Annotated in this window: 20 protein-coding genes; 13 read left to right on the top strand and 7 right to left on the bottom strand. The window is 62.2% G+C overall.

All coding sequences use genetic code 11. The features are described 5' to 3' along the window. Positions 1–131: 131 nt before the first annotated feature. The 13 genes from CKW40_RS30540 (at position 132) to CKW40_RS30480 (ending at position 12,524) form a co-directional block, all read left to right on the top strand. Complete coding sequence (locus tag CKW40_RS30540) at positions 132–2,123, top strand: conjugal transfer protein TraG (RefSeq protein ID WP_095203492.1); 1,992 nt, start codon at positions 132–134, stop codon at positions 2,121–2,123. 9 nt (positions 2,124–2,132) lie between these two features. After that, positions 2,133–2,579: a CopG family transcriptional regulator gene (locus CKW40_RS30535; protein ID WP_095203491.1), complete on the top strand. Its 447-nt coding sequence runs from the start codon at positions 2,133–2,135 to the stop codon at positions 2,577–2,579. A 167-nt stretch (positions 2,580–2,746) separates the two neighbouring features. Then, the gene (trbB, locus tag CKW40_RS30530; protein ID WP_095203490.1) at positions 2,747–3,730 is read left to right on the top strand and encodes a P-type conjugative transfer ATPase TrbB; all 984 of its coding nucleotides are present in this window, start codon (positions 2,747–2,749) and stop codon (positions 3,728–3,730) included. Beyond that, on the top strand, positions 3,727–4,059 hold the full coding sequence (locus tag CKW40_RS30525) for a TrbC/VirB2 family type IV secretion system protein (RefSeq protein ID WP_095203489.1): 333 nt from the start codon (positions 3,727–3,729) through the stop codon (positions 4,057–4,059). The genes trbB and CKW40_RS30525 overlap by 4 nt, the downstream gene beginning before the upstream one ends. Beyond that, positions 4,059–4,340 carry a VirB3 family type IV secretion system protein gene (locus tag CKW40_RS30520; protein WP_095203488.1) on the top strand — a complete coding sequence of 94 codons (282 nt, stop codon included), beginning with the start codon at positions 4,059–4,061 and terminating at the stop codon, positions 4,338–4,340. The genes CKW40_RS30525 and CKW40_RS30520 overlap by 1 nt, the downstream gene beginning before the upstream one ends. A gap of 23 nt (positions 4,341–4,363) precedes the next feature. Further along, complete coding sequence (gene trbE / locus CKW40_RS30515) at positions 4,364–6,820, top strand: conjugal transfer protein TrbE (protein WP_095203487.1); 2,457 nt, start codon at positions 4,364–4,366, stop codon at positions 6,818–6,820. After that, positions 6,817–7,578, top strand: coding sequence for a P-type conjugative transfer protein TrbJ (gene trbJ / locus CKW40_RS30510; protein WP_095203486.1), 762 nt, complete (start codon positions 6,817–6,819; stop codon positions 7,576–7,578). The genes trbE and trbJ overlap by 4 nt, the downstream gene beginning before the upstream one ends. A gap of 10 nt (positions 7,579–7,588) precedes the next feature. Continuing rightward, on the top strand, positions 7,589–8,005 hold the full coding sequence (trbK-alt, locus tag CKW40_RS30505; RefSeq protein WP_095203485.1) for a putative entry exclusion protein TrbK-alt: 417 nt from the start codon (positions 7,589–7,591) through the stop codon (positions 8,003–8,005). A gap of 4 nt (positions 8,006–8,009) precedes the next feature. Further along, positions 8,010–9,371, top strand: a complete 1,362-nt coding sequence (gene trbL, locus CKW40_RS30500; RefSeq protein WP_095203484.1) for a P-type conjugative transfer protein TrbL — start codon at positions 8,010–8,012, stop codon at positions 9,369–9,371. Continuing rightward, positions 9,371–10,054 carry a conjugal transfer protein TrbF gene (gene trbF, locus CKW40_RS30495; RefSeq protein ID WP_095203483.1) on the top strand — a complete coding sequence of 228 codons (684 nt, stop codon included), beginning with the start codon at positions 9,371–9,373 and terminating at the stop codon, positions 10,052–10,054. Before trbL ends, trbF begins: the two co-directional genes overlap by 1 nt. Continuing rightward, positions 10,051–11,097, top strand: coding sequence for a P-type conjugative transfer protein TrbG (gene trbG, locus CKW40_RS30490; RefSeq protein ID WP_095203482.1), 1,047 nt, complete (start codon positions 10,051–10,053; stop codon positions 11,095–11,097). The genes trbF and trbG overlap by 4 nt, the downstream gene beginning before the upstream one ends. Then, positions 11,094–12,296 carry a TraB/TrbI/VirB10 family type IV secretion system protein gene (locus CKW40_RS30485; RefSeq protein WP_095203481.1) on the top strand — a complete coding sequence of 401 codons (1,203 nt, stop codon included), beginning with the start codon at positions 11,094–11,096 and terminating at the stop codon, positions 12,294–12,296. Before trbG ends, CKW40_RS30485 begins: the two co-directional genes overlap by 4 nt. Positions 12,297–12,299: 3 nt before the next feature. Then, positions 12,300–12,524 (top strand): DUF2274 domain-containing protein, encoded by a 225-nt coding sequence (locus CKW40_RS30480; protein ID WP_095203480.1) that lies wholly within the window; start codon positions 12,300–12,302, stop codon positions 12,522–12,524. Here CKW40_RS30480 and CKW40_RS30475 read toward each other — a convergent pair. From CKW40_RS30475 to CKW40_RS30445, 7 genes are all read right to left on the bottom strand, one after another. After that, entirely contained in the window at positions 12,478–13,425 is a 948-nt protein-coding gene (locus CKW40_RS30475; protein WP_095203479.1) for a LysR family transcriptional regulator, read from the bottom strand. The two genes, CKW40_RS30480 and CKW40_RS30475, sit on opposite strands and share 47 nt — an antisense overlap. Positions 13,426–13,447: 22 nt before the next feature. Then, complete coding sequence (locus tag CKW40_RS30470) at positions 13,448–14,086, bottom strand: acyl-homoserine-lactone synthase (RefSeq protein ID WP_095203478.1); 639 nt, start codon at positions 14,084–14,086, stop codon at positions 13,448–13,450. A gap of 233 nt (positions 14,087–14,319) precedes the next feature. Further along, positions 14,320–15,033: a LuxR family transcriptional regulator gene (locus CKW40_RS30465; protein ID WP_179298173.1), complete on the bottom strand. Its 714-nt coding sequence runs from the start codon at positions 15,031–15,033 to the stop codon at positions 14,320–14,322. A gap of 5 nt (positions 15,034–15,038) precedes the next feature. Beyond that, positions 15,039–15,380 (bottom strand): MDR/zinc-dependent alcohol dehydrogenase-like family protein, encoded by a 342-nt coding sequence (locus tag CKW40_RS43225; RefSeq protein WP_143748395.1) that lies wholly within the window; start codon positions 15,378–15,380, stop codon positions 15,039–15,041. Positions 15,381–15,635: 255 nt separating this feature from the next. Further along, positions 15,636–18,125 (bottom strand): CoA transferase, encoded by a 2,490-nt coding sequence (locus tag CKW40_RS30455; protein WP_198421170.1) that lies wholly within the window; start codon positions 18,123–18,125, stop codon positions 15,636–15,638. Positions 18,126–18,439: 314 nt separating this feature from the next. Continuing rightward, complete coding sequence (locus tag CKW40_RS30450) at positions 18,440–19,774, bottom strand: aspartate aminotransferase family protein (protein WP_095203474.1); 1,335 nt, start codon at positions 19,772–19,774, stop codon at positions 18,440–18,442. A 33-nt stretch (positions 19,775–19,807) separates the two neighbouring features. Beyond that, on the bottom strand, positions 19,808–21,463 hold the full coding sequence (locus tag CKW40_RS30445) for a N,N-dimethylformamidase beta subunit family domain-containing protein (RefSeq protein WP_244571349.1): 1,656 nt from the start codon (positions 21,461–21,463) through the stop codon (positions 19,808–19,810). Between the last annotated feature and the right edge of the window lie 378 nt (positions 21,464–21,841).

Genomic DNA, 21,841 nt, shown 5'->3' with positions numbered 1-21,841 from the left:
GTCGCCCGCCTGCTCTTTCTCCTGTATATGTTCTCTAGTGTCGCCGGGACTGCGACCTGCGAAGATGACGCCTTGCAATCCTCAGCACCGACCACCGACCTTGATGGCACTTGCTGTCGAGGAACCTGCTATTGACCGCCACGAAAATCCTCTGGGGCCAGATCACGATCGTCTTCCTGATCGTGCTCGCCACGACATGGGCCGCAACGCAGTGGACGGCGTGGAGGCTCGGCTTCCAGCCGCAACTCGGCGCGCCATGGTTCGAGCTGGCGGGCGTCCCATTCTACCATCCGCCGTCATTCTTTGCGTGGTGGTACTTCTACGACGCCTATGCGCCACCGATCTTCGTCGAGGGCGCATTCATCGCAGCCTCCGGCGGCTTCATCTCTATCGCCGTGGCGATCGGCATGTCGATCTGGCGAGCGCGCGAGGCGAAGAACGTCGAGACCTACGGCTCGGCACGCTGGGCAAAACCGAGCGAAATCAAGTCCGCCGGATTGCTCGGCCCTGACGGTGTGGTACTCGGCATGCTCGATCACGATTATCTCCGTCACGACGGGCCGGAGCATGTGCTGTGCTTCGCGCCGACGAGAAGCGGCAAAGGCGTCGGCCTTGTCGTGCCATCGCTTCTCACCTGGCCAGGCTCGGCCATCGTCCACGATATCAAAGGCGAAAACTGGCAGCTCACAGCAGGCTTTCGCGCCAAGCACGGACGGGTGCTGCTGTTCGATCCCACGAACGCAAAGTCCTCCGCCTATAATCCGCTGCTAGAAGTGCGCCGAGGCGAGTGGGAGGTGCGCGACGTTCAGAACGTGGCCGATGTGCTCGTTGACCCGGAAGGCTCGCTCGAAAAGCGAAATCATTGGGAGAAGACCAGCCACTCTCTGCTCGTCGGCGCGATCCTGCATGTTCTCTACGCCGAGCCCGACAAGACGCTGGCCGGTGTCGCCGGATTCCTGTCGGACCCGAAGCGGCCGATCGAGACCACGCTGGCGGCAATGATGACGACGCCGCATCTCGGATTGGCCGGTCCGCATCCCGTCGTCGCCTCGACGGCGCGCGAGCTCTTGAACAAATCCGACAACGAGCGGTCTGGCGTGCTCTCCACCGCGATGTCGTTTCTTGGCCTCTATCGTGATCCCGTCGTCGCCGAGGTGACGCGCCGCTGCGACTGGCGCATCGCCGACATCGTCGCCGACCCGAGGCCAGCGACCCTCTACCTGGTCGTGCCGCCCTCCGACATTTCGCGCACCAAGCCGCTCATCCGCCTGGTCCTCAATCAGATCGGCCGGCGCCTAACCGAAGATCTTCATGCGAAGGACCGACGTCACCGTGTCCTGATGATGCTCGATGAGTTCCCGGCGCTAGGCCGGCTGGATTTCTTCGAGAGCGCTTTGGCGTTCATGGCGGGCTACGGCCTGAAAGCCTTCCTCATCGCGCAATCGCTCAATCAGATCGAGAAGGCCTACGGCGCCAACAACTCGATCCTCGACAACTGCCATGTCCGGGTGAGCTTCGCGACCAATGATGAGAGGACGGCCAAACGCGTTTCGGACGCTCTCGGTACCGCCACCGAGATGAAAGCGATGAAGAACTATGCCGGGCACCGCCTGTCGCCTTGGCTCGGCCATCTGATGGTCTCGCGCTCCGAGACGGCGCGGCCCCTGCTGACCCCTGGTGAGGTAATGCAACTCCCGCCCAGCGACGAGATCGTCATGGTGGCCGGTACCCCGCCGATCCGTGCAAAAAAGGCGCGCTACTATGAGGACGAGCGATTCAAGGAGCGCGTCCTGCCGCCCCCCGATCCGGCAAAGAGTGTCCGGTCAGAACGCAAGGACAACTGGTCGGCGCTTGCCCCGCAGACGCCTTCGCCCATGCTCCTGGCCGAAGTGGACAAGGCTGAACAGGACGCGGCCAATGGCGGCCTGCGCCGCGAACCCGAGCTGCCGGATCACGTGGCTATCGCCAAGGAGACCAGTGGATTGGGGCCACAGGAAGAGTTCGCCATCATCGATGACGACGAGCCGGAAGACACCGCCCGCCAAGGCCGCATCCTGCGCCAGCAGATGCGCGGGGTCGCCCGCCAGGTCGCGCTCGACCCCGACGATGGCATCGAGATGTGAGGCTGGATCATGCGCGACCGGATGAACGTCTATTTTCCGCCTGTGATGCTGAAGCAGATTGCCGACCTTGCCGATCGCAAAAAGCTTTCGCGCTCGGCGATCGTCGAGGCTGCGGTCGCCTCCTTCCTGTCGCCGGATGGCGCCGACCGGCGCGAGGCGGCATTCACCCGCCGCCTCGATCGGCTCTCGCGACAGGTGCAGCGCATGGAGCGCGATCTCGGCGTGACCGCGGAGACCCTGGCGCTGTTTGTCCGCTTCTGGCTCACCATCACGCCGCCGCTTCCGAACGACGCCCAGGCCGCAGCCCAGATCAAGGGTCGTGAGCGGTTCGAGGGGTTCATTGAAGCGCTGGGCCGGCGCCTGCAGAAGGGACAGAGCTTTCTTCGAGAAATTCCCGACGACATCGGCGGCGTCACGTCGCCTGAAGAAGCCGTCGAGTCTGCCAATGAAGGCTGAATACGTCGCGAAGCGGATTCCAAGTATCCGACGACCCGCCGTTTCCCTGTCTCTGTACGCTAGGCTACGACGTCGCATTGTTGTTGTTGCCAGGCCCTAATTCCTGCCCTCTCTGATCATCCCCGAGCCACAGCCGCCTTTGCGGTCCTTTGGCAAAAGGGGACGACATGGCGATTTCCTACCAGCAGTCTGAGGCGTTCAGCCGTGGCGCTCGCATGCTGCGCACGGCCCTGGGACCAGCGATAGCGGGGTTTCTGGAAGATCCCGAAATTGTTGAGGTGATGCTCAACCCCGATGGGCGGCTCTGGATCGACCGCCTTTCGCACGGGCTCTCCGACACCGGCGAGCGGCTGTCGTTTGCCGATGGCGAACGCATCGTGCGCCTCGTTGCCCACCACGTGGGCGCCGAGGTACATTCTGGTCGTCCGCGCATCTCGGCCGAATTGCCCGAAACCGGGGAGCGCTTTGAGGGTCTTCTGCCGCCGGTCGTCGCGGCCCCCGCCTTCGCGATCCGCAAGCCCGCCGTCGCCGTATTCACCCTCGGTGACTATGTGGCCGCCGGCATCATGACGGCCGACCAGGCCGAGGTGCTGCGCACGGCGGTCGCGGCCCGCAAGAACATCCTCGTCGCAGGCGGCACCTCGACCGGCAAGACCACGCTCACCAACGCACTGCTGGCCGAGGTCGCCAAGACCTCTGACCGCGTCGTGCTGATCGAGGATACGCGCGAGCTGCAATGCGCTGCGCCGAACCTCGTCGCGCTGCGCACCAAGGATGGCGTCGCCTCGCTCTCCGACCTTGTGCGCTCATCGCTTCGTCTGCGTCCCGACCGCATTCCCATCGGCGAGGTCCGAGGCGCCGAGGCGCTGGATCTGCTCAAGGCGTGGGGCACCGGACATCCTGGCGGCATCGGCACTATTCATGCCGGAACGGCCCTCGGCGCGCTGCGGCGGATGGATCAACTCATCCAGGAAGCCGTCGTCACCGTGCCGCGCGCGCTGATCGCCGAGACCATCGACCTGGTGGCCGTGCTTTCCGGTCGCGGCTCGCACCGCCACCTTGCCGAACTCGCAAGCGTCGAGGGCCTGGGCGCCACCGGCGATTACGTCACCACCCCCGCAACGCTCGAGTCCCAAGGAGACCGTTCATGATCCGCCATGCCCTTAATATCCGCCGTCACATCGCGACTGCGGCCTTCGTCACCTACGCCACATTTTTGCTGGCGCCCTCTGCCCAAGCGGCCGGTTCCTCCATGCCGTGGGAAGCGCCTCTTCAGTCGATCCTCGAATCCGTCGAAGGGCCGGTCGCCAAGATCATGGCGGTGATCATCATCATCGTCACCGGACTGACGCTCGCGTTCGGCGACACTTCCGGCGGCTTCCGCAGGCTGATCCAGATCGTGTTTGGCCTGAGTATCGCCTTCGCAGCCAGTTCCTTCTTTCTGTCGTTTTTCTCCTTCGGCGGCGGGGCGCTGGTCTGATGGCAGGCATTCTTGACCATGGCGGCGACGTTCCGGGTTTCACCGCCCCCGTCCACCGCGCGCTGACCGACCACATCCTGCTCGGCGGCGCGCCGCGCTCGGTTGCCATCCTGAACGGGACGCTTGCCGCAGCTCTCGGTCTCGGTCTGCGGCTCTGGCTGGTCGGCCTGGTCCTTTGGGCTATTGGCCATTTCGTGGCCGTCTGGGCGGCCAAGCGCGATCCGATGTTCGTCGACGTGGTGCGCCGGCATCTGCGCATTCCCGGCCATTTAAACGTCTGAGGAAAAGGATCGGGAGACCGGCCATGATGAACCTTGCCGAATATCGCCGCACGTCCTCCCACCTGGCCGACTTCGTGCCTTGGGCGGCGTTGGTGGGCGAAGGCGTCGTCCTCAACAAGGACGGTTCCTTCCAGAGGACCGCGCGCTTTCGCGGGCCGGATCTTGAATCATCGGTGCCCGCCGAACTGGTCGCGGTCGCCGGACGCCTCAACAATGCCTTCCGCCGGCTCGGCTCCGGTTGGGCAATCTTCGTCGAGGCCGCCCGGCTGCCGGCGCAACGCTATCCCGAGAGCCGGTTTCCCGACACGGCGTCCGCCCTGGTTGAGGCCGAGCGCAAAGCCGACTTCGAGGAAGAAGGCGTGCACTACGAGTCCAGCTACTACCTGACCTTCCTCTATCTGCCGCCGGCCGAGGACGCCGCGCGCGCCGAGAGCTGGCTGTACGAGGGCAAGGCGCAAGGCGGCGTCGATGCCCGCGCGGTCCTGCGCGGCTTCATCGATCGAACCGACCGGGTCCTCCAACTCGTCGAGGGCTTCATGCCCGAAAGCGCCTGGCTCGATGACGCCGACACCCTGACCTATCTGCACTCGACGGTCTCGACAAAGCGCCACCGCGTGCGCGTACCCGAAATCCCGATGTATCTTGACGCGCTGCTGGCGGACCAGCCGCTGACCGGTGGCCTCGAGCCGCGGCTCGGCAAGTCGCACCTTCGCATTCTCACCATCATCGGTTTCCCGACCTCAACAACACCCGGTATCCTCGACGAACTGAACCGGCTGGCATTTCCGTATCGCTGGTCGACACGCGCAATCATGCTCGACAAGACCGACGCGACGAGGCTGCTGACCAGGATTCGTCGGCAGTGGTTCGCCAAGCGCAAGTCGATCGCCGCCATCCTCAAGGAGGTGATGACCAACGAGGCATCGACCCTTGTCGACAGCGATGCGGCCAACAAGGCAGCCGACGCCGATCTCGCGCTCCAGGAGCTTGGCTCCGATCTCATCGGGCAGGCATATGTCACGGCGACCGTCGCTGTCTGGGACGAGGATCCGCGCGTCGCCGAGGAGAAGCTGCGCCTTGTAGAGAAGGTCATCCAGGGCCGAGACTTCACCGCGATGGCCGAGACGATCAACGCGGTCGACGCCTGGCTCGGCAGCTTGCCCGGCCAAGTCTACGCCAACGTGCGGCAGCCACCGATCTCCACACTCAATCTCGCCCACATGATCCCGCTCTCGGCGGTGTGGGCGGGGCCGGAACGGGACGAGCATTTTGCAGCACCTCCCCTGCTCTTCGGAAGAACCGAAGGCTCGACCCCGTTCCGGTTTTCACTTCACGTCGGCGACGTCGGGCATACCCTCGTCGTCGGTCCGACCGGCGCCGGCAAGTCGGTTCTGCTGGCGCTGATGGCCTTGCAGTTCCGGCGATACGAACGCGCTCAGGTCTTCGCGTTCGACTTCGGCGGTTCGATCCGCGCCGCCGCGCTAGCCATGGGCGGCGACTGGCACGACCTTGGCGGCGACCTGACCGATCGCGCCACGGCGTCCGTCTCGCTCCAGCCGCTCGCGCGCATCCATGACACGCGCGAGCGCGCCTGGGCCGCGGACTGGATCGTGGCCATCCTGGTGCGCGAGAGCGTCGTCATCACCCCGGAGGTGAAGGAACATCTTTGGTCTGCGTTGAACTCGCTCGCTTCGGCCCCGGTGGCGGAACGCACGCTGACTGGCTTCTCCGTCCTGTTGCAGTCATCGTCCCTGAAGCAGGCCCTTCGACCCTATTGTGTCGGCGGGCCATACGGCCGGCTGCTCGACGCCGAGACGGAGCGGCTCGGCGCGGCTTCGGTACAGGCCTTCGAGACCGAAGGGCTGATCGGCACGGGCGCGGCGGCGGCCGTGCTCTCCTATCTGTTCCACCGCATCGAGGACCGCCTCGACGGGCGGCCGACGCTGCTCATCGTCGATGAAGGTTGGCTCGCCCTCGATGATGAGGGATTTGCCGGCCAGCTCCGCGAATGGCTGAAAATGCTGCGCAAGAAGAACGCCAGCGTCGTCTTCGCCACCCAGTCGCTCTCCGACATCGACGGCAGTGCGATTGCGCCTGCGATCATCGAGAGCTGCCAGACGCGGCTGCTGCTGCCGAACGAGCGCGCGATCGAGCCACAGATCACTGCTATCTATCGGCGCTTCGGCCTCAACGACCGTCAGATCGAGATCCTCGCCCGGGCGACCCCGAAGCGGGATTACTATTGCCAGAGCCGCCGTGGCAACCGGCTGTTCGAGCTGGGGCTCGGCGAGGTGGCCCTGGCCTTCACCGCCGTCTCCTCCAAGACCGACCAGGCCGCGATTGAACGGGTCCTCGTTGAGGCCGGTCGTGATGGCTTCGCGGCGGCCTGGCTGCGAGCACGCGGCGTGGCGTGGGCGGCCGACCTCATCCCCGATCTCGCCAACCTCAGTCCCCAAGCCCAGCAGGAGGCCCAACCATGACTATCCGTTCCCGTTCGCTTGCCGCCCGCCTTGCGGCGGCTCTCTTCGCCGCGCCCATCGCCCTGTCGCCGATGATCACGACATCGGCCCATGCCTTTATCGTCTTCGATCCGACGAACTATGGGCAGAATGTCCTTCAGGCCGCCCGCGCACTCGAGCAGATCACCAACCAGATTACCTCGCTCCAGAACGAGGCGCAGATGCTAATCAACCAGGCCCGCAACCTCGCGAGCCTGCCTTACTCCTCGCTCCAGCAGCTTCAACAGTCGGTCCAGCGTACCCAGCAACTGCTGACACAGGCGCAGAACATCGCCTTCGACGTCCAGCAGATCGATCAGGCGTTCCAGACGACCTACGGCAACGCCTCGCTCTCGGACTCGGATCAGCAGTTGATCGCCGATGCTCGCGAGCGTTGGCGGAACACCGTCGGGGGCCTCCAGGACGCCATGCGCGTGCAGGCCGGTGTCGTCGGCAACATCGACACCAATCGGACGCTGATGTCGGCCCTCATCGGGCAGAGCCAGGGCGCCACCGGCGCGCTGCAGGCGACGCAGGCCGGCAACCAACTCCTTGGCCTCCAGGCGCAGCAACTCGCCGATCTGACTGCCGTGGTTGCCGCGAATGGCCGGGCACAGGCGCTTCAATCGGCTGAGCAGGCCGCGGCCGCCGAACAGGGCCGCGAGCAGCGCCGCCGGTTCCTGACGCCGGGCGCCGGCTATCAGCCAGGCGACGCCCGTATGTTCCAGAACGGCAACTGAGGGCGGCAGCATGGACGGAAGAAAGCTTGCCCGGCTCGGCGCGGTCGGATTCGTCGGGATCGCCATCGCGGCGACGGCAATCGAACTGAGCCGGAAAGAAGATGGCTCCGCGACCACCTCGATCGGCCGATCGGAGGCCGCCAGCGCCGATCCGTTGCGCGGCGAGTTGATACGATGCCAGGAGCTTGGCGAAGCGGGCACCCGCGATCCGAAATGCCTGAGCGCCTGGGTTGAGAACCGCCGCCGCTTCCTAAAACCGGGCGCTCGTCCGGTGGAGCGCCTGCCCGACAGTCCGCCGCCACCGATCGTGGAAGGCCCAGCGAGCGAGGCGGCGGTTCGTTCGCCAAACAAGATCCTGCGCAAGGAAGGCGCGCCGACCGACGAGATGTCTGCATCGCCGTCGACCGAGCTGCCGGAGGCTCAATAGCGTCATGGGCGGCACCGGCGTCATCGATCACTTTCTCGAAGTCTTCACCCGCTACATCGATTCCGGCTTCGGCCTGCTCGGTGGCGAGGTCGCCTTCATTGCCACCACGCTGATCGTCATCGACGTGACGCTGGCCGCGCTGTTCTGGTCCTGGGGCGCCGACGACGACATCATCGCGCGCCTGATCAAGAAGACGCTCTTCATAGGCGTGTTCGCCTACATCATCGGCAACTGGACCAATCTCGCCCGCATCGTCTTCGAGAGCTTCGCCGGCCTCGGCCTGAAGGCCTCAGGCACCGGCTTTTCGACGGCGGACCTTCTGCGTCCCGGCAAGGTCGCCCAGACAGGGTTGGACGCCGGCCGCCCGCTGCTCGACTCCATTTCCGGCCTGATGGGCTACTGGTCGTTCTTCGAGAACTTCATCCAGATCGCCTGCATGTTCCTAGCGTGGGCGCTGGTGCTGTTCGCCTTCTTCATCCTCGCCGTCCAGCTCTTCGTCACGCTCATCGAGTTCAAGCTCACAACTCTGGCGGGCTTCGTGCTGATCCCGTTCGGCCTCTTTGGCAAATCGGCCTTCATGGCCGAGCGCGTGCTCGGCAACGTCATCTCCTCTGGCATCAAGGTACTGGTGCTCGCCGTCATCATCGGCATCGGCTCGACGCTCTTTTCCGAATTCACCGCCGGCTTCGGCGGTGCTGCGCCCACCTTCGACGACGCCATGGCGATCGTGCTGGCGGCACTCTCGCTGCTCGGCCTTGGCATTTTTGGACCCGGCATCGCCAACGGCCTCGTCTCCGGCGGCCCCCAACTCGGCGCCGGCGCCGCTGTCGGCACTGGGCTGGCTGCCGGAGGCGTCGTGATGGCGGGCGGTGCCGCCCTTGGCGCGGCGGCGGGCGGCATCGGCGCTGTGGCCGGTAATGCTGCGACCGCTGCGCGCGGTGGCGCTGCGCTCGCCGGTGGTGCAGCGACCTCCTACAGCCTCGCGTCTGCCGGCCAGACTGGCGCGGCCGGCGTTGCCTCGGGCCTTGGCGGCGTCGCGCGTGCCGGCGCCAGTGCCGCCACATCGCCGCTCAGGCGCGCCGCGTCCCGCGCCGCCGGCGGCATGAGCCAGAACTTTTCCAGCGGTGCAAAGGCCGCATTTGAAGCCACTGGCGGCTCATCGACCATGGGCTCGGTCGGCGGCACGGCCGACGCCGCAAATGATCCTTCGTATTCAGCCGGCCCCTCGACGCCACCCGCCTGGGCCAGGCGCATGAAGCGCTCTCAGACGGTCAGCCATGGGGTCTCGACCGTCAGCCACGCTGTCCGATCGGGCGACGCCCATGGCGGCGGCTCATCCATCAATCTCTCCGAAGGGGACCGCTAATGTTCAAACGACCGTCCACCCAATACGGCAAGACACCCCAACCCGAGACCCCTTACCAAAAGGCCGCCCAGGTCTGGGATGACCGGATCGGCTCGGCGCGCGTCCAGGCGAAGAACTGGCGCTTGATGGCTTTTGGCTCATTGCTGCTCGCCGGCGGCTTCGCGGCGGCGCTAGTCTGGCAATCGGGGCGCGGGACGATTGTTCCCTGGGTGGTGCAGGTTGATCGGCTCGGCCAGGCACAGGCGGTCGAGCCGGCCGTCGCCGACTATCGCCCGACCGATCCACAGATTGCCTGGCACCTGGCCCGCTTCATCGAACAGGTCCGCTCGATTCCCGCCGATGCGATTATCGTTCGCGAGAACTGGCTCAGGGCCTACGACTTCACGACCGATCGCGGCGCGCTCGCTCTCAACGACTACGCCCGCACCAACGATCCTTTTTCCAAGGTCGGCAAGCAGCAGATCGCCGTGGAAGTGTCGAGCGTCATCCGCGCCTCCCCGGATAGCTTCCGCGTCGCCTGGATGGAGCGCCGCTATCAGGACGGTTCGCTGGCATCCACCGAGCGCTGGACCGCCATCATCACCGTCGTCATCCAACCGCCACGGGACGCTGAGCGGCTGCGCAAGAATCCCCTCGGCGTCTTCATCAACGCCATCAACTGGTCGAAGGAGCTGGGCCAATGATTCTTTATCCCCATAGAGCCGTTACACCGGAACCCCGGAAAGCCGGATTTCCTCACTTCCGTAAATCCGTGTTTCCGCTCGTGCTGCTCTCAGCAACTGCGCTTGGCGGCTGCGCCACCAAAAAGCCGCCGCAGATTTCCTACGACGATCCGCAGCCCGCTGTGTTCGCGCCCGCGCCGCCGGCGCCGGTCCAAGTCGTTGAACTTCCCCGACCTCTGCCTTTGCCGGGCCAGTTGAAACCATTCAAAGAAACCCGCCAGGCCGCCGAGCCCGCGGCGCCCACCGCCCGGGTCAACCAGGCCAACGCCGCCGCGCGCATCCAGCCTGTTCGTGACGGCTTCATTAACGCGATGCAGGTCTATCCGTTCACAGAGGGCGCGCTCTATCAGGTCTATGCCGCAGTTGGACAAATCACCGACGTCGCCCTCCAGCCCGGCGAGCAACTTGTTGGCTCCGGCCCCGTTGCCGCCGGCGACACGGTGCGCTGGGTCATCGGCGACACCGAAAGCGGCTCCGACGCAACGCGCCAGATCCACATCCTCGTCAAGCCGACCCGTGCGGACCTGACGACGAACATTGTCATCAACACCGACCGCCGCACCTACCACATGGAACTGCGGTCCACCGAGAAGACCTACATGGCCTCGGTTTCCTGGCAATATCCGCGGGACCAGCTCATCGCCCTTCGACGGCAAAACGCCCAGGCCGAGGCCGCTCAGCCCGTCGCTACCGGCATCGACCTCGCCTCGATCAACTTCCGCTATTCGATCGAAGGCGACCGCGTGCCGTGGCGGCCATTGCGCACCTTTGACGATGGCCGTCAGGTGTTCATCGAATTCCCGCGTGGCATCGGCCAAGGCGAAATGCCGCCTTTGTTCATCGTTGGCCCCGAGGGCGATACTTCCGAACTCGTGAACTACCGCGTCCGAGGCAATCACATGATCGTCGACCGGATGTTCGCCGCCGCCGAGCTGCGCTTCGGCAGCGGCCGCAAGCAACAGCGCGTCCGGATCGTCCGCACCGACGGGAGGCCCGCGTCATGAGCGAGGACCGGGAGGAGGAAGAACAGGTGCCGGCCGGAGGCGGAGCGCCTGGCCCTGCGCCCATGCGCCTGCGCGGGGAGACGCCGCGCGTCACCCGTCTTTCTCGGCGCGTGCTGGCTGGGCTCGGCCTGGTCGCCAGCCTTGGCATTGGTGGCGCGCTGATTTACGCGCTTCAAACACATCATGGCGGCCCCAGCAGTGACGAACTGTACTCAACCGACAACCGCACCACGGCGGACGGGCTCGCCGCACTCCCGCGCGACTATTCCGGCGTAGCAAAGCCTGACGTTCCACAATTGGGGCCGCCGCTTCCGGGAGATCTGGGGCGTCCGATACTCAACGCCCAGAACCGTGGTCAGCCCGTCGCAGGCGTGAGCGCCGAGGAACAACGGCGGCTCCAGGAAATCGAAGCCGCACGAACCAGCCGTCTATTCGCCGCGACCGAAACGCGGTCCGCACCGGCCACTCCGCCACCCGCGCCGAGCGAAACGCCGGCCATGCAGTTGCCGACACTCGCGGGCCTTGGCCTCGCGCCACAGCCTACGACCCCCACCGCGCAGGAACGACAGGCCGCCTTCCTCAACGCCGCCGCTGACCGCCGCACGGTGAGCCCGGATCGGGTTGCGACACCGGCCTCGCCTTGCGTCCTGCAGGCAGGTTCTATCATCTCGGCCGCCCTCATCACCGGTATTCGCTCCGATCTGCCCGGCCAGATCACCGCCCAGGTGACCGAGAATGTCTATGACAGCCCGACCGGGCACATCCTCATCGTCCCGCAGGGCGCACGGCTGATCGGGCAGTATGACAATGGTGTCGGTTTCGGTCAGCGCCGCGTGCTGCTGGTCTGGAACCGCATTATCATGCCGAACGGCAGATCCATCGTGCTGGAACGGCAGCCTGGCGCCGACTCTGAAGGTTATGCCGGGCTTGAGGACGGTGTCGATTATCACTGGCGCGAACTCTTCAAGGCCGCCGCGCTCTCCACGCTGCTAAGCATCGGCGCGGAGAGCGGATCGACGAGCGGTGAAAGTGATATTGTTCGCGCGCTTCGCCAGGGCGCGTCCAACGCCACTAGCCAAATCGGCCAGCAGATCGTTGGCCGTCAGCTCGATATCGCCCCGACGCTTACCATTCGGCCGGGCTTCCCCGTCCGTGTGATCGTCACCCGCGATCTCGTCCTCGAACCTTATGGGGGGTGATCAATGGCGAAGCTGAAACTTGGGGCCATTGCCGACGACAAGCCGGTCAAGATGTCGATCGAACTTCCGGCCGCTGTTCATCGGGATCTCCTCGCCTACGCCGAGGCTCTCGGCCGGGAGACTGGCCAGCCCGTTGGCGAAGCGGTCAGGCTGATCGCCCCGATGATCGAACGCTTCATGGCTACGGATCGGGCGTTCGCGAAGGCGCGTCGGATTCGGCAACCCTAGTTGGCAGCAAGGGATAGCGCTCTTCCAACAGCTTGAGGAAATGCGCCAGCGCCGGGTTGTCGTTGTCGCTCTGCCAATAGGCGGCGTAGCTGATCCGGCTCGGACCGTTGCCGTCCTGTACATCGCGATAGACGACGCCAGCGTAGTAGGTGCCGATATCAGCCTCGCATATCAGGCCGACCCCAAGGCCGGCGCCCACCAGGCTCGTTATGCTTTCACGGCTGACGTCCTGGCTGACTATTTTGGGCTGGACGCCGGGCGAAGCGAGTTTCGCCAGCAAAATGTCCCTGAGTTCCGGTCCGGGGTCGCGCTGGCTCAGCAGGAAGGTCTCGCCTCTGAGGTCGGTCCAATACACAATCTCGTTCGCTGCCAGTGGATGGGTCTCTGGGAGAGCGACCATGATGCGTTCGCCCCACAAGGCCATTGCTTCCCCTTCGCGACTGGCCGGCTCGCCGGTGACGATGGCAACGTCAAGCGTGCCATGCTCCAGACCCACAAAGAGACTTGCCCGCGCGATCTCGACCGCGCGGATTTCCACTTGCGGAAATCGTCGCGCATGTTCCATCAAGCTTGCGCGCAAATTGCCAGCTGACAACGAGGTATAGAGACCGACGGCCAGCCGGCCAGCCTCGCCGCGGCCCGCGGCCTTGGCCGACGCCATCATGTGGTCCAATCCGTCGACCAGATGCCGGGAGGTGCGCAGGATTTCTGTGCCGGCCACGGTCAGACGCACGCCGCTGCTCGATCGCTCGAACACCGCGACGCCCAGACGATCCTCCATCTGACGAATGCGGCGGCTGAGCGACGACTGCTTGACGCCAAGCGCCTCCGCCGCGCGACGGAAGCTGCCGTAGTGTGCGGCCGCAACAGCGTACCGGAGATGGCATAGTTCGATGGCCATTATCGACCTGCAACATCCATGATCACGCCGCCACCTTATGGGTAAAGCGAGCCGCGAGCACAGGCCCTCGGATCTCCCCCATCTCACGGACGTTCATCAGCGCGGCCTCGGAGATCGATAGCTGACCGGCCAACGCCTTTGTGTCGTCAATCTGCATGGGCGGAGCAAAGCGCTCTAACGGCCATCCAGCGCGTCGTAGAATGCGCTCAAAGCGAACATCGGTTACCGTGATCACCATCTCTTGGCCGTTCGCGAGCCCCCATTCTAGAATCCCCGCAAGCAGGCCGAATGTCACGTCGCGAAGGCCGCTTGCGCCTACGCTATCAGCAGAGCTGGTATCCACACAGAAGCGCGAACTTTCGAAGATTTTGTCGCTTCGGGGACAGGGGTTCGATCCAAGCAGCGCGGGGAAGGTATTCGCCAGCATCATTGGCCCTGTTGTTGGCAGCAACCTCGCGCAGCCGACCACCGAACTGCTGTTGTCGATAGCAATGATGTAAGTTGGCTTGAGCGCGTCGTAAGCGTCGATCTCCATATCGCCCGAAACAGAAACATCCCAGTTCAGACGGTCGCGAAAAACGCGATAACGCAGACGGTGCATTCCCGCGATCAGATCAGAAAATTCAGAGTAGTCCGGGTGAGTAATAGCAATTACACGCATAGAAATCGGCTCCTTTGTTTGCCGTAAACAAAGAGCACGGTGAGACGATCCGCGTAGCTGTAGAGTTTTACAGGTCGGTAGCGCGAACGAGGCTCTAGCGTAAAATTGGCGAACGATAGCCACTACTACTTTTGTAGTGGGCGCTGCACCGATAGGTGATGTCGATGATATCGAGCAGATTGGGGCGCTACAACGCCCGCGGCGGCCTGATGGGACGCAGCGTCGAGCGCTTGTCAGGACAAGATGAGGCCGCGGTGCGCGGCCTCGACTACGGCCTGCGCCACCGTGGACGCGCCCAGCTTCGATCGGGCATTTTCGAGATGGAAAACTACTGTTCGCGTGGTGATGCCGAGAACCTTCGCGGTTTCTGGCATCTTCTTGCCGCGTGCGGCCCAGGAAAGGCACTGAAGTTCCCGTTGGGTGAGCGGCGCGTCGGCAAGACGAGTCAGGCCTAGTTGGAGTTTCGCGTAGACGTGCGCATGGTAGTAGAGCCCGGCAAGTTGCACGGTGTCCATTACTTCAGGTGAACGAACCTCGAGGCTTGCGTCCCTATTGCCCGCGACCGTGAATGCGGCGAAGCGGCCAAAACCTCCAAGGATTGGAACGGTCGCACCACTATGAATGCCGAATTTGGCGGCCTCGGCAAAAAAGCGCTGCTGAGATGCTGATGGCAGTCGCAACGTCCGCCGATCCCATTGAAACAATCGCCGCGACGATCGAGCTAGGCCGACGATTGGGTCAATATCCTCGTATCGTTGCTCGATGTACTGCCGCGCCCATGAACCTGGATATGAAGAAAGAACCTTAAGCGCTGGTTCGGAAAACCCAAGGTAAGCGAACCATTTGTAACCTAGTCGCACGGCAAATCGATCAGCGGCAGTCTTGAGGCCAAGCTCGTCGTGAGCCGTCTCAAGCGCGTCGACAAATTCTCGGAGCGCGAGATCCAAGGCAGTCATCGATATCGGGCCTCAAGCGTCCAATCGTAGACGATCTTCCCGCTGCTTGAGCTTTGCCTGATCTCGAAACCTGCCTTGAAGTCACCGACCGGCAACCGATGCGTGATGGCTATGCGAAACTCGAGGCCGCTTTCGAGGATGGCGAGCATCTTATGCCACGTCTCGAATATCTCATGCTCGTAGATGCCTTTCACGGTCCGCATCTTGAGCACAACTCTGGTCCAGTCGACCGGAGCGGGTTTGCGAGAATACCAAGCGTGGCGATCTTGCCGCCCATCACGAGATCCTTGACCATCTGGTCGAGCGCGGTCGCGCGCTGCCCATCTCCAGTTCCACATCGACACCCTCCTTCATACCGAGGCGCGCTTTGACCAAATGAAGTCCTCTTAACTCACGTGGGCGGGCACGACGTCCGCCACTTGGGAAGCAAGGCGAGGCGCGCGACGTGGTGCACGGCCGCGCCATCAAGAACAAGGAGGCGCTCGCCAACCCCGAGGCGCTGGAGCTGTTCAGGAACCTTCCAGAACTCTCCTAGTCATACTTCCGGACGCTTCGGCTTACACACGCGATGGATGGGCGGCTAAAGCGAAATCCTATTCCGGCAGGTAGAACTCGCACCACTCGTCGGCTGCTATCCGACGTTGAACCATTGACTCGATTTCGAGCGCATCAAAGTTCAAGTCTCCGAGGATTTTTCTGGTCGAGAACCCATATTTTTCGGCGGCCGGATTCGCCTTTATGGCGCCAGTGGTCGCTCGGATGGCGCAAGGGGCAAACAAATCGACCCATCGGTTGGCGCCTGGGAGTGGGTGTCGCACAAATTGGTAAGTTCCAGTAGGGGTAGACCCGCTGTCGCCCTCATCCTCGAGGTAGCGCTCCCGCAGTTCTGCAATGGAAGCAGGAACGACAACTCCAAGATCAAGGCGTGACAGAATTGCCACCCACTCGTTTGCGTTTTTGGTGTATATGACCTTCTCGAACAATCGCTCTTGTTCTGCCTCTGGCAGTAGGTCAGGGAGCCCTAGCTGCTGAAGCAAGCCACTGAACTCATCACGGTGGGCACATGCGACGAAAATCCAGGCGTCCCGCGCCCGATAGAAGCGATAACCAGCCCATTCGCCCAGGACCTTTCTGCCACTGGGCTCATTGAATGGTGCTCGTCCGGGGTAGTCGTACATAAATGGCGCTTGAATGAGCTGTCCGGCAGCAGCCAGTGAGGTTCTGGCTCTGGACCCTTTGTTCTGATCCATTTGCATCACCAGCGCCGCTCCGGCAGCGCATGCTGCGAGATATCCGCCGAGAACATCGATCGTGCCAAAGTGAGCGTGTTCTTCGGGGGTATCCCGCCCGCCACCGAACCGAATCATCACCCCTGTCATAGCCTGCACGGTGTCGTCGTATCCTGGATGGTCGCTCATAGGGCCACGGAGAGGCCCTCCAAAGGCGTCGACCTGACACAGGATGGCTTTAGGATTGATCTTCTTGAGGGAAGCTTCGTCGAGCCCCAAATGCTCAACCTGGCGGTCAGAGCCGTTGAAGGTGATCAAATCAGCCCATTCAATCAGGCGCGTTAGGACCTTCCGCCCGTCTTCAGTGGTTACATCAGCTAAGATGCTCTGCTTGCCGCGTCCGCCCTGCATACCGAACACGATTGTGTTCCACGGGTCGAACGTCGACTTTACTGGGTCAAGCTTGATGATTTCGGGCCCAAACCGGGACAGAAAGGATGAAATGGTCGGTCCCGCGATCACATTGGTCATGTCGAGAATCTTGACCCCGCCTAGCCAATATCGGCTTTCACCGCGTCCCTCGCAATCGTTGTTACGTTTGCCGGCCCAGTTCGCGACGACATCCGAAACGTCGGCTTTGAGCCCCGGAACGATTTCTGGACGACCGAGGCCGGGGTCACGCAGCCAGGCGAACGGGCCGAACGACCGCAGAGCACCAAACTCTGGATGCTGGGATTCTACGATAAGGCCCGCTTTGACTGCGTGATCAGTGTGAAGCCATTCCTCTGTCGTCCTGTGGGCGCGGGCCGGCACACGACCGTCACCAAGCTTTTGCTCCCATGAAAACGCCGTGTCCGCCGAAAATGCTTTGGCCATCCGATCGGAGACGATCCGAGCCCATTTTGCCGAAAGCGGGTAGTGTCCCAGCGCACAGTCATCAGCCCATTCACTGATCGGTCTGTACCAGTCGTCATGCTCTGGAATGCCAAGCGCCTTTACGTCTTCCCAAATGCCCAAAACCTCCAGGGCTCTTTTGGCGTGCGCTGTATGTGAGGCACAAACGACATAGATGAGACGACCGTCAGAGCATTTGTAGCTCCGGTAAAAGGGATCCAGGAATTCCTGGAGTTCCCCGTACGCCATATCCAACGCGATCCCGTTGGCCTGCCTACGTTCGATCTCCTTCTCCCTCGGCGACTTGTAGCGCTCGGGATATCGTTCAACCCGCTGAGAGTTGTAAGCCAAGCCCTCCATCAAGGCCGACGCCAGCGGAACTTCGATACGATCGCCGCGACCGGTCCGGCCACGGTTAAAGAGCGCGTAGAGAATAGCGTTCGTGCCCAGTGCCGCCCCATACGCCGACGCGAGCGTCAACGGCGAAAAGCTTGGGTTGATGCCCATCAGGACACGATTGAGTCCCATGTCCGTAAACTGCCCAGAGGCCGCGGAAATGATCGCCTCAAAGGCTCGTAAATGTGCGCGCTCGGTGTCTGTTGAAGCGAACCCGGGCAGCGACAGGTAGACTAGCCCTGGATTTGAACCGAAGCTTTCGTAGGAAAGACCCAGGCGATCCATCACACCGGGTCGAAAGTTTTCGATAAGGACGTCAGCGCTCTCTACAAGGGTCCGGGCACAATGCAGGCCTTCCGGATCCTTAAGGTCCACTTCGACGCATGTCTTGTTTCGTGCCAGGATCCTGCTCGCCGGGTGCTTCCAGCGGGAACCGCCCTTGGGAACCACGCTGACGACGTCGGCCCCAAAATCGGCCAGCATCATGCCTGCAGCAGGGCCAGCGACATAATGGCCAAAATCAACAACGCGGTATCCCTTGAGGGGGCGAATATCGCTCTGCATCAAACTCTCCGAAGCACTATTTCAAGTCTAAATTCAAGTTCAGCCGACAGCCTGCCTCGTTTTGCCGCCTTGTTAAAAACCACACGGCCCGTTTCCGATTGCGATGTGAGCGTGTGAGTCCCGAGCATCGCCCGGCTTATGATGACAGCTGCTGGTTTTCGATCATCCGTTGCTCTCCGGCTCTCATTTTTTGATCCACCAAGTGGAACGCGCGCCCCAAGCGCGTTTTGTATGGATTACTGATTGAGCGGTCGCGAAAATGGTCAGCCCGTCAATAGACGCAGTTCGCCCACGCCGGGCGGCGTCCAAATGCGTCACGCTACGCTCGCAACAGCCGCGTCGACGGCTTCCCCCAACCGGTCAACGATGTGGTCGAGTTGTGGAGGCGTCACAATGTACGGAGGAGCAACGATGATATGATCCCCATTCACCCCATCTGCCGTGCCGGTTGATGGATAGATGCAGAGACCTCTCAGAAAGGCTTCGTGCTTGACACGCTCGTTCAACTTCAACTCGGGCGTGAAAGGGGTTTTGGTGGATCGGTCTTTGACGAATTCAATGGCGCGGAAGAGCCCGCGACCTCTGACATTTCCAACATGCCGGTGGTTCCTGAACCTTTCAATCAGAAGGGTTTCGAGTTTGGATCCAGCCTCAACCACGTTAGCCAGCAGGTTTTCTTCCTGAATGATGCGCTGAACTTCAAGCGCGCCAGCACACGCCACTGCATGTGCTTGATAGGTTTGACCATGGACGAACCCGCCCGACCCGTGGCGCAGCGCCGATATTACCTTTCCAGCAACAAGGATGCCGCCTATTGGCTGGTACCCGCCGCCCAGGCCCTTTGCGACGGCCTGGATGTCGGGAGAAACCTCTTCTTGCTCCCAAGCATGCGTTGTCCCCGTCCGCCCCATCCCGCACATCACCTCGTCCAAGATCAGGAGCGCACCATATCTATCGCAGATCTCGCGCATCGACTTAAAATAGCCTGGTACGGCGGTGACGCAGCCTGTGGCTGCTCCCACGACAGTTTCGGCGCAGAAAGCTGTTACGGTGTCGGGGCCAAGTCTTTGGAACTCCGCATCCAGGTCGTCCGCTAGCCGCTGGACGTATTGCGCATCAGTCTCCGCCGGCAACTGGTAACGATAAGCAAAACAGGGCGAAACACGACTGAAGGCCTCGCTAAGGATCGGTTCGTAAGGCGCGCGGCGGGCCGTGTGGCCGCCGGTCGAAAGTCCCCCCAAAGTCACCCCATGATAACTCTGACGTCGCGCGATAACCCGAAATCGCTTCGGCTGGCCGATCTCCAAAAAGTATTGTCGCGCCAGCTTAATCGCGGCTTCCATGGCTTCCGACCCGGAGCTGACAAAGAAGGCGTGGGTCAATCCGCCTGGTTCATCGGCGAGCAGCAGATCCGCAAGAGCTTCGGCGGGCTCTGACGAAAAAAAACCCGTATGCGCATACGCCATTTTGGCCGATTGCGCGCCAATCGCTTCAGCAACGCGTTTATTGCCATGGCCGATGCAGGCAACTGCTGCTCCGCCTGAACCGTCGATTACCGAACTCCCATCCGACAGACGGAGCCAGATCCCTTCACCCGAGACGGCCGTTTCAGGAACTTCATGCAGGCTGCGTTGTATTATGCGGCTCATCTCGGTCTCCGGTCGGAAATTCGACAAGGGCAGTCAGCTCTTACTGCTGCGCCCAATGAATCGGTTCAGCACGTTGGCTGTAACTTTTTCCACGAACGGATCTCTAGCGACGAGCCCAGCAACCCACTCGCAGGTTGCGGCATTGAAAATGCTGCCTCTGCCGCGCTCAAACGATACAATCATGCCCGAGCCTCGTTTGACGGACTCGATGGCAGCCTCGTCGGTACGTCGCAGCTTTTGAAAAGCAACCGCCTTGCTGTCCGCGTCCCCGATAAACAACGTTGACCCCGCATTGCCGTGATCGGCTTCAAACGTCGTGGCCACGTTCATTGCGATGATCTCCATGTCCATTGGCGCGCCGTCATCGCCAGTGGGATATGGCAGGCCGTTTCTGAACGTGTAGTCACATCCGTCGACCTCATATCCGAACACCTTTGAAGCCGCGCCGAGTTGATCGCCGTAGTAGAGATCAGTTCCCTCGAAGGCCCAATGTTCGGGCCGATAGACGGTAAAGCCGCCTGATCCTCTTGGCACGCAACCGCCCCAGCCAGCATAGATGCCGCTCGAACCATTGAGACCAAAGGTAAGTGTACCTGGCCTAGCTATATCCGCGTCTTCCCAGGAGCTGGTGAGAAGGTGCTTGCGATCGGTATCTCTTACAGGGTCTTTGGCAGGGGCGTCTGTTTTGTAGCAGATCTGCTTGGTGCCACCGTCTTCGACCCTGATTTGCCAGCCGAAGTTTCCAGCAAACCGTGCCACGTGCCCGCCGCCTTCGACAAAATTCTCGACAGTATCGCGCATCTCCGCGCTCCAATACTCGTCGTGACCAACCAGGACGATGCAAGGGTATCGATCCAGGAGCCTGGGCATCAGCTGGAGGTCATATTGGGTCGCGACATCTACCGTGAAGCCTTGCGACTCCGCCCATCGAGCGAAATGCCGCTCGTACGTGGCCCAGCCGGCAGATGCATACTTTTTGCTGAAGCCGTTTGCATAAGCCCATTCCATGTGGGGGTAGCGGATTGCAGCACCCATCTTGGGAGGTTCTGAAAGGGTGATCCGGGGAGCGCCTTCTGGAAGCCACGCAATGCCGCGACTGAAGGGGCGAAGGGTGCTGACCACAGGCGCCGCCTCGTCTTCGTGTTCTCCTTCGATACCTTCGTAGTGGTTTGATCCGCCCCAATCGTTGTAGGCCATCCACGTGCCGGTGCATGTGACTAGCAGGACGGCGTCGGGCGCTGACGGAGAGACAGCCCTCAGCGCAACAGGGAAATGATGATCGATATGGTTCCCGTTGTCATCATAGCCGCAAATGTGGATGATGTATCCACCGCTTCGCCAGGGAGGTACAGTGAATTCCAGCGCCACTGGCCAGCCGCATCCATTTACCGAGCAATCCTTGGGAGTCGGGTGAAAAACGCCCGGCATAGCGAGCTTGGCAAACACTTCGGTCTCTACAGCCCCATCGCGGTATATGCGAATGTCATATCGGACCCCGGTGGTGCAGGTATGAATCCTGAGCGTGTCTCCCGGCTGATACGAAAGCTTGTCCGTATAGCACCACGCGCCAAGATGCGATTTGTCGTGCAAAGGGAGCTCGTGGAAATTTTCAAATACCGCATTCGTCCATTGTGTATGGATGGTTACGCCGCGGTTGGGTGCATTACGGCCTGGATGCAGGGGGTTCATAATACCTCGAAGGTGCGCTGTGATCTGAGCCATTGTGCTCGTTTTGCACATGGCCGTTTAACGTTTTCGGAGCAGATTTTTCCCGAACCGGAAATCCAATAAGACTGACGCCGGCTGAAGAGCTGTGGCAAGCCGGGATGGTTCGCCATCCCCATCGACATCCACACTGAGTCCATGACAGCCACGCTCGGCGCGGCGTCGCCCGCAGGCCGGAAATCGCTCGATGCTGATTCCGGGCTACGCGAACGGGCGTAAGCGCCTCGCCGATCGCCTATGGATTTGGGCTTGACGTTTTCCGGAATCGCCAGGGCATGAGTTCCCCGATCTGGCTCTGCGGATGGCCGTTGATGATGGCGTCGAGGGTTTCGGCGAGGTAAG

It is taken from the genome of Mesorhizobium carmichaelinearum, assembly GCF_900199455.1.
GTDB lineage: Bacteria > Pseudomonadota > Alphaproteobacteria > Rhizobiales > Rhizobiaceae > Mesorhizobium > Mesorhizobium carmichaelinearum.
The sequence above is the reverse complement of the archived record's forward strand: the minus strand, read 5'-3'. Positions and strand labels throughout refer to the sequence as shown.

Excerpts from the sequence above, each read along its gene's own strand:
- CKW40_RS30525 (WP_095203489.1), top strand. The coding sequence starts at position 3,727 with ATGATCCGCCATGCCCTTAATATCCGCCGTCACATCGCGACTGCGGCC.
- trbG (WP_095203482.1), top strand. The coding sequence starts at position 10,051 with ATGATTCTTTATCCCCATAGAGCCGTTACACCGGAACCCCGGAAAGCC.
- trbE (WP_095203487.1), top strand. The coding sequence starts at position 4,364 with ATGATGAACCTTGCCGAATATCGCCGCACGTCCTCCCACCTGGCCGAC.
- CKW40_RS30450 (WP_095203474.1), bottom strand. The coding sequence starts at position 19,774 with ATGAGCCGCATAATACAACGCAGCCTGCATGAAGTTCCTGAAACGGCC.
- CKW40_RS30485 (WP_095203481.1), top strand. The coding sequence starts at position 11,094 with ATGAGCGAGGACCGGGAGGAGGAAGAACAGGTGCCGGCCGGAGGCGGA.
- trbF (WP_095203483.1), top strand. The coding sequence starts at position 9,371 with ATGTTCAAACGACCGTCCACCCAATACGGCAAGACACCCCAACCCGAG.
- CKW40_RS30445 (WP_244571349.1), bottom strand. The coding sequence starts at position 21,463 with ATGAACCCCCTGCATCCAGGCCGTAATGCACCCAACCGCGGCGTAACC.
- CKW40_RS30475 (WP_095203479.1), bottom strand. The coding sequence starts at position 13,425 with ATGGCCATCGAACTATGCCATCTCCGGTACGCTGTTGCGGCCGCACAC.
- trbL (WP_095203484.1), top strand. The coding sequence starts at position 8,010 with ATGGGCGGCACCGGCGTCATCGATCACTTTCTCGAAGTCTTCACCCGC.
- CKW40_RS30480 (WP_095203480.1), top strand. The coding sequence starts at position 12,300 with ATGGCGAAGCTGAAACTTGGGGCCATTGCCGACGACAAGCCGGTCAAG.
- trbK-alt (WP_095203485.1), top strand. The coding sequence starts at position 7,589 with ATGGACGGAAGAAAGCTTGCCCGGCTCGGCGCGGTCGGATTCGTCGGG.
- CKW40_RS30455 (WP_198421170.1), bottom strand. The coding sequence starts at position 18,125 with ATGCAGAGCGATATTCGCCCCCTCAAGGGATACCGCGTTGTTGATTTT.
- CKW40_RS30520 (WP_095203488.1), top strand. The coding sequence starts at position 4,059 with ATGGCAGGCATTCTTGACCATGGCGGCGACGTTCCGGGTTTCACCGCC.
- CKW40_RS30535 (WP_095203491.1), top strand. The coding sequence starts at position 2,133 with ATGCGCGACCGGATGAACGTCTATTTTCCGCCTGTGATGCTGAAGCAG.
- trbJ (WP_095203486.1), top strand. The coding sequence starts at position 6,817 with ATGACTATCCGTTCCCGTTCGCTTGCCGCCCGCCTTGCGGCGGCTCTC.
- CKW40_RS43225 (WP_143748395.1), bottom strand. The coding sequence starts at position 15,380 with ATGTGGAACTGGAGATGGGCAGCGCGCGACCGCGCTCGACCAGATGGT.
- trbB (WP_095203490.1), top strand. The coding sequence starts at position 2,747 with ATGGCGATTTCCTACCAGCAGTCTGAGGCGTTCAGCCGTGGCGCTCGC.
- CKW40_RS30470 (WP_095203478.1), bottom strand. The coding sequence starts at position 14,086 with ATGCGTGTAATTGCTATTACTCACCCGGACTACTCTGAATTTTCTGAT.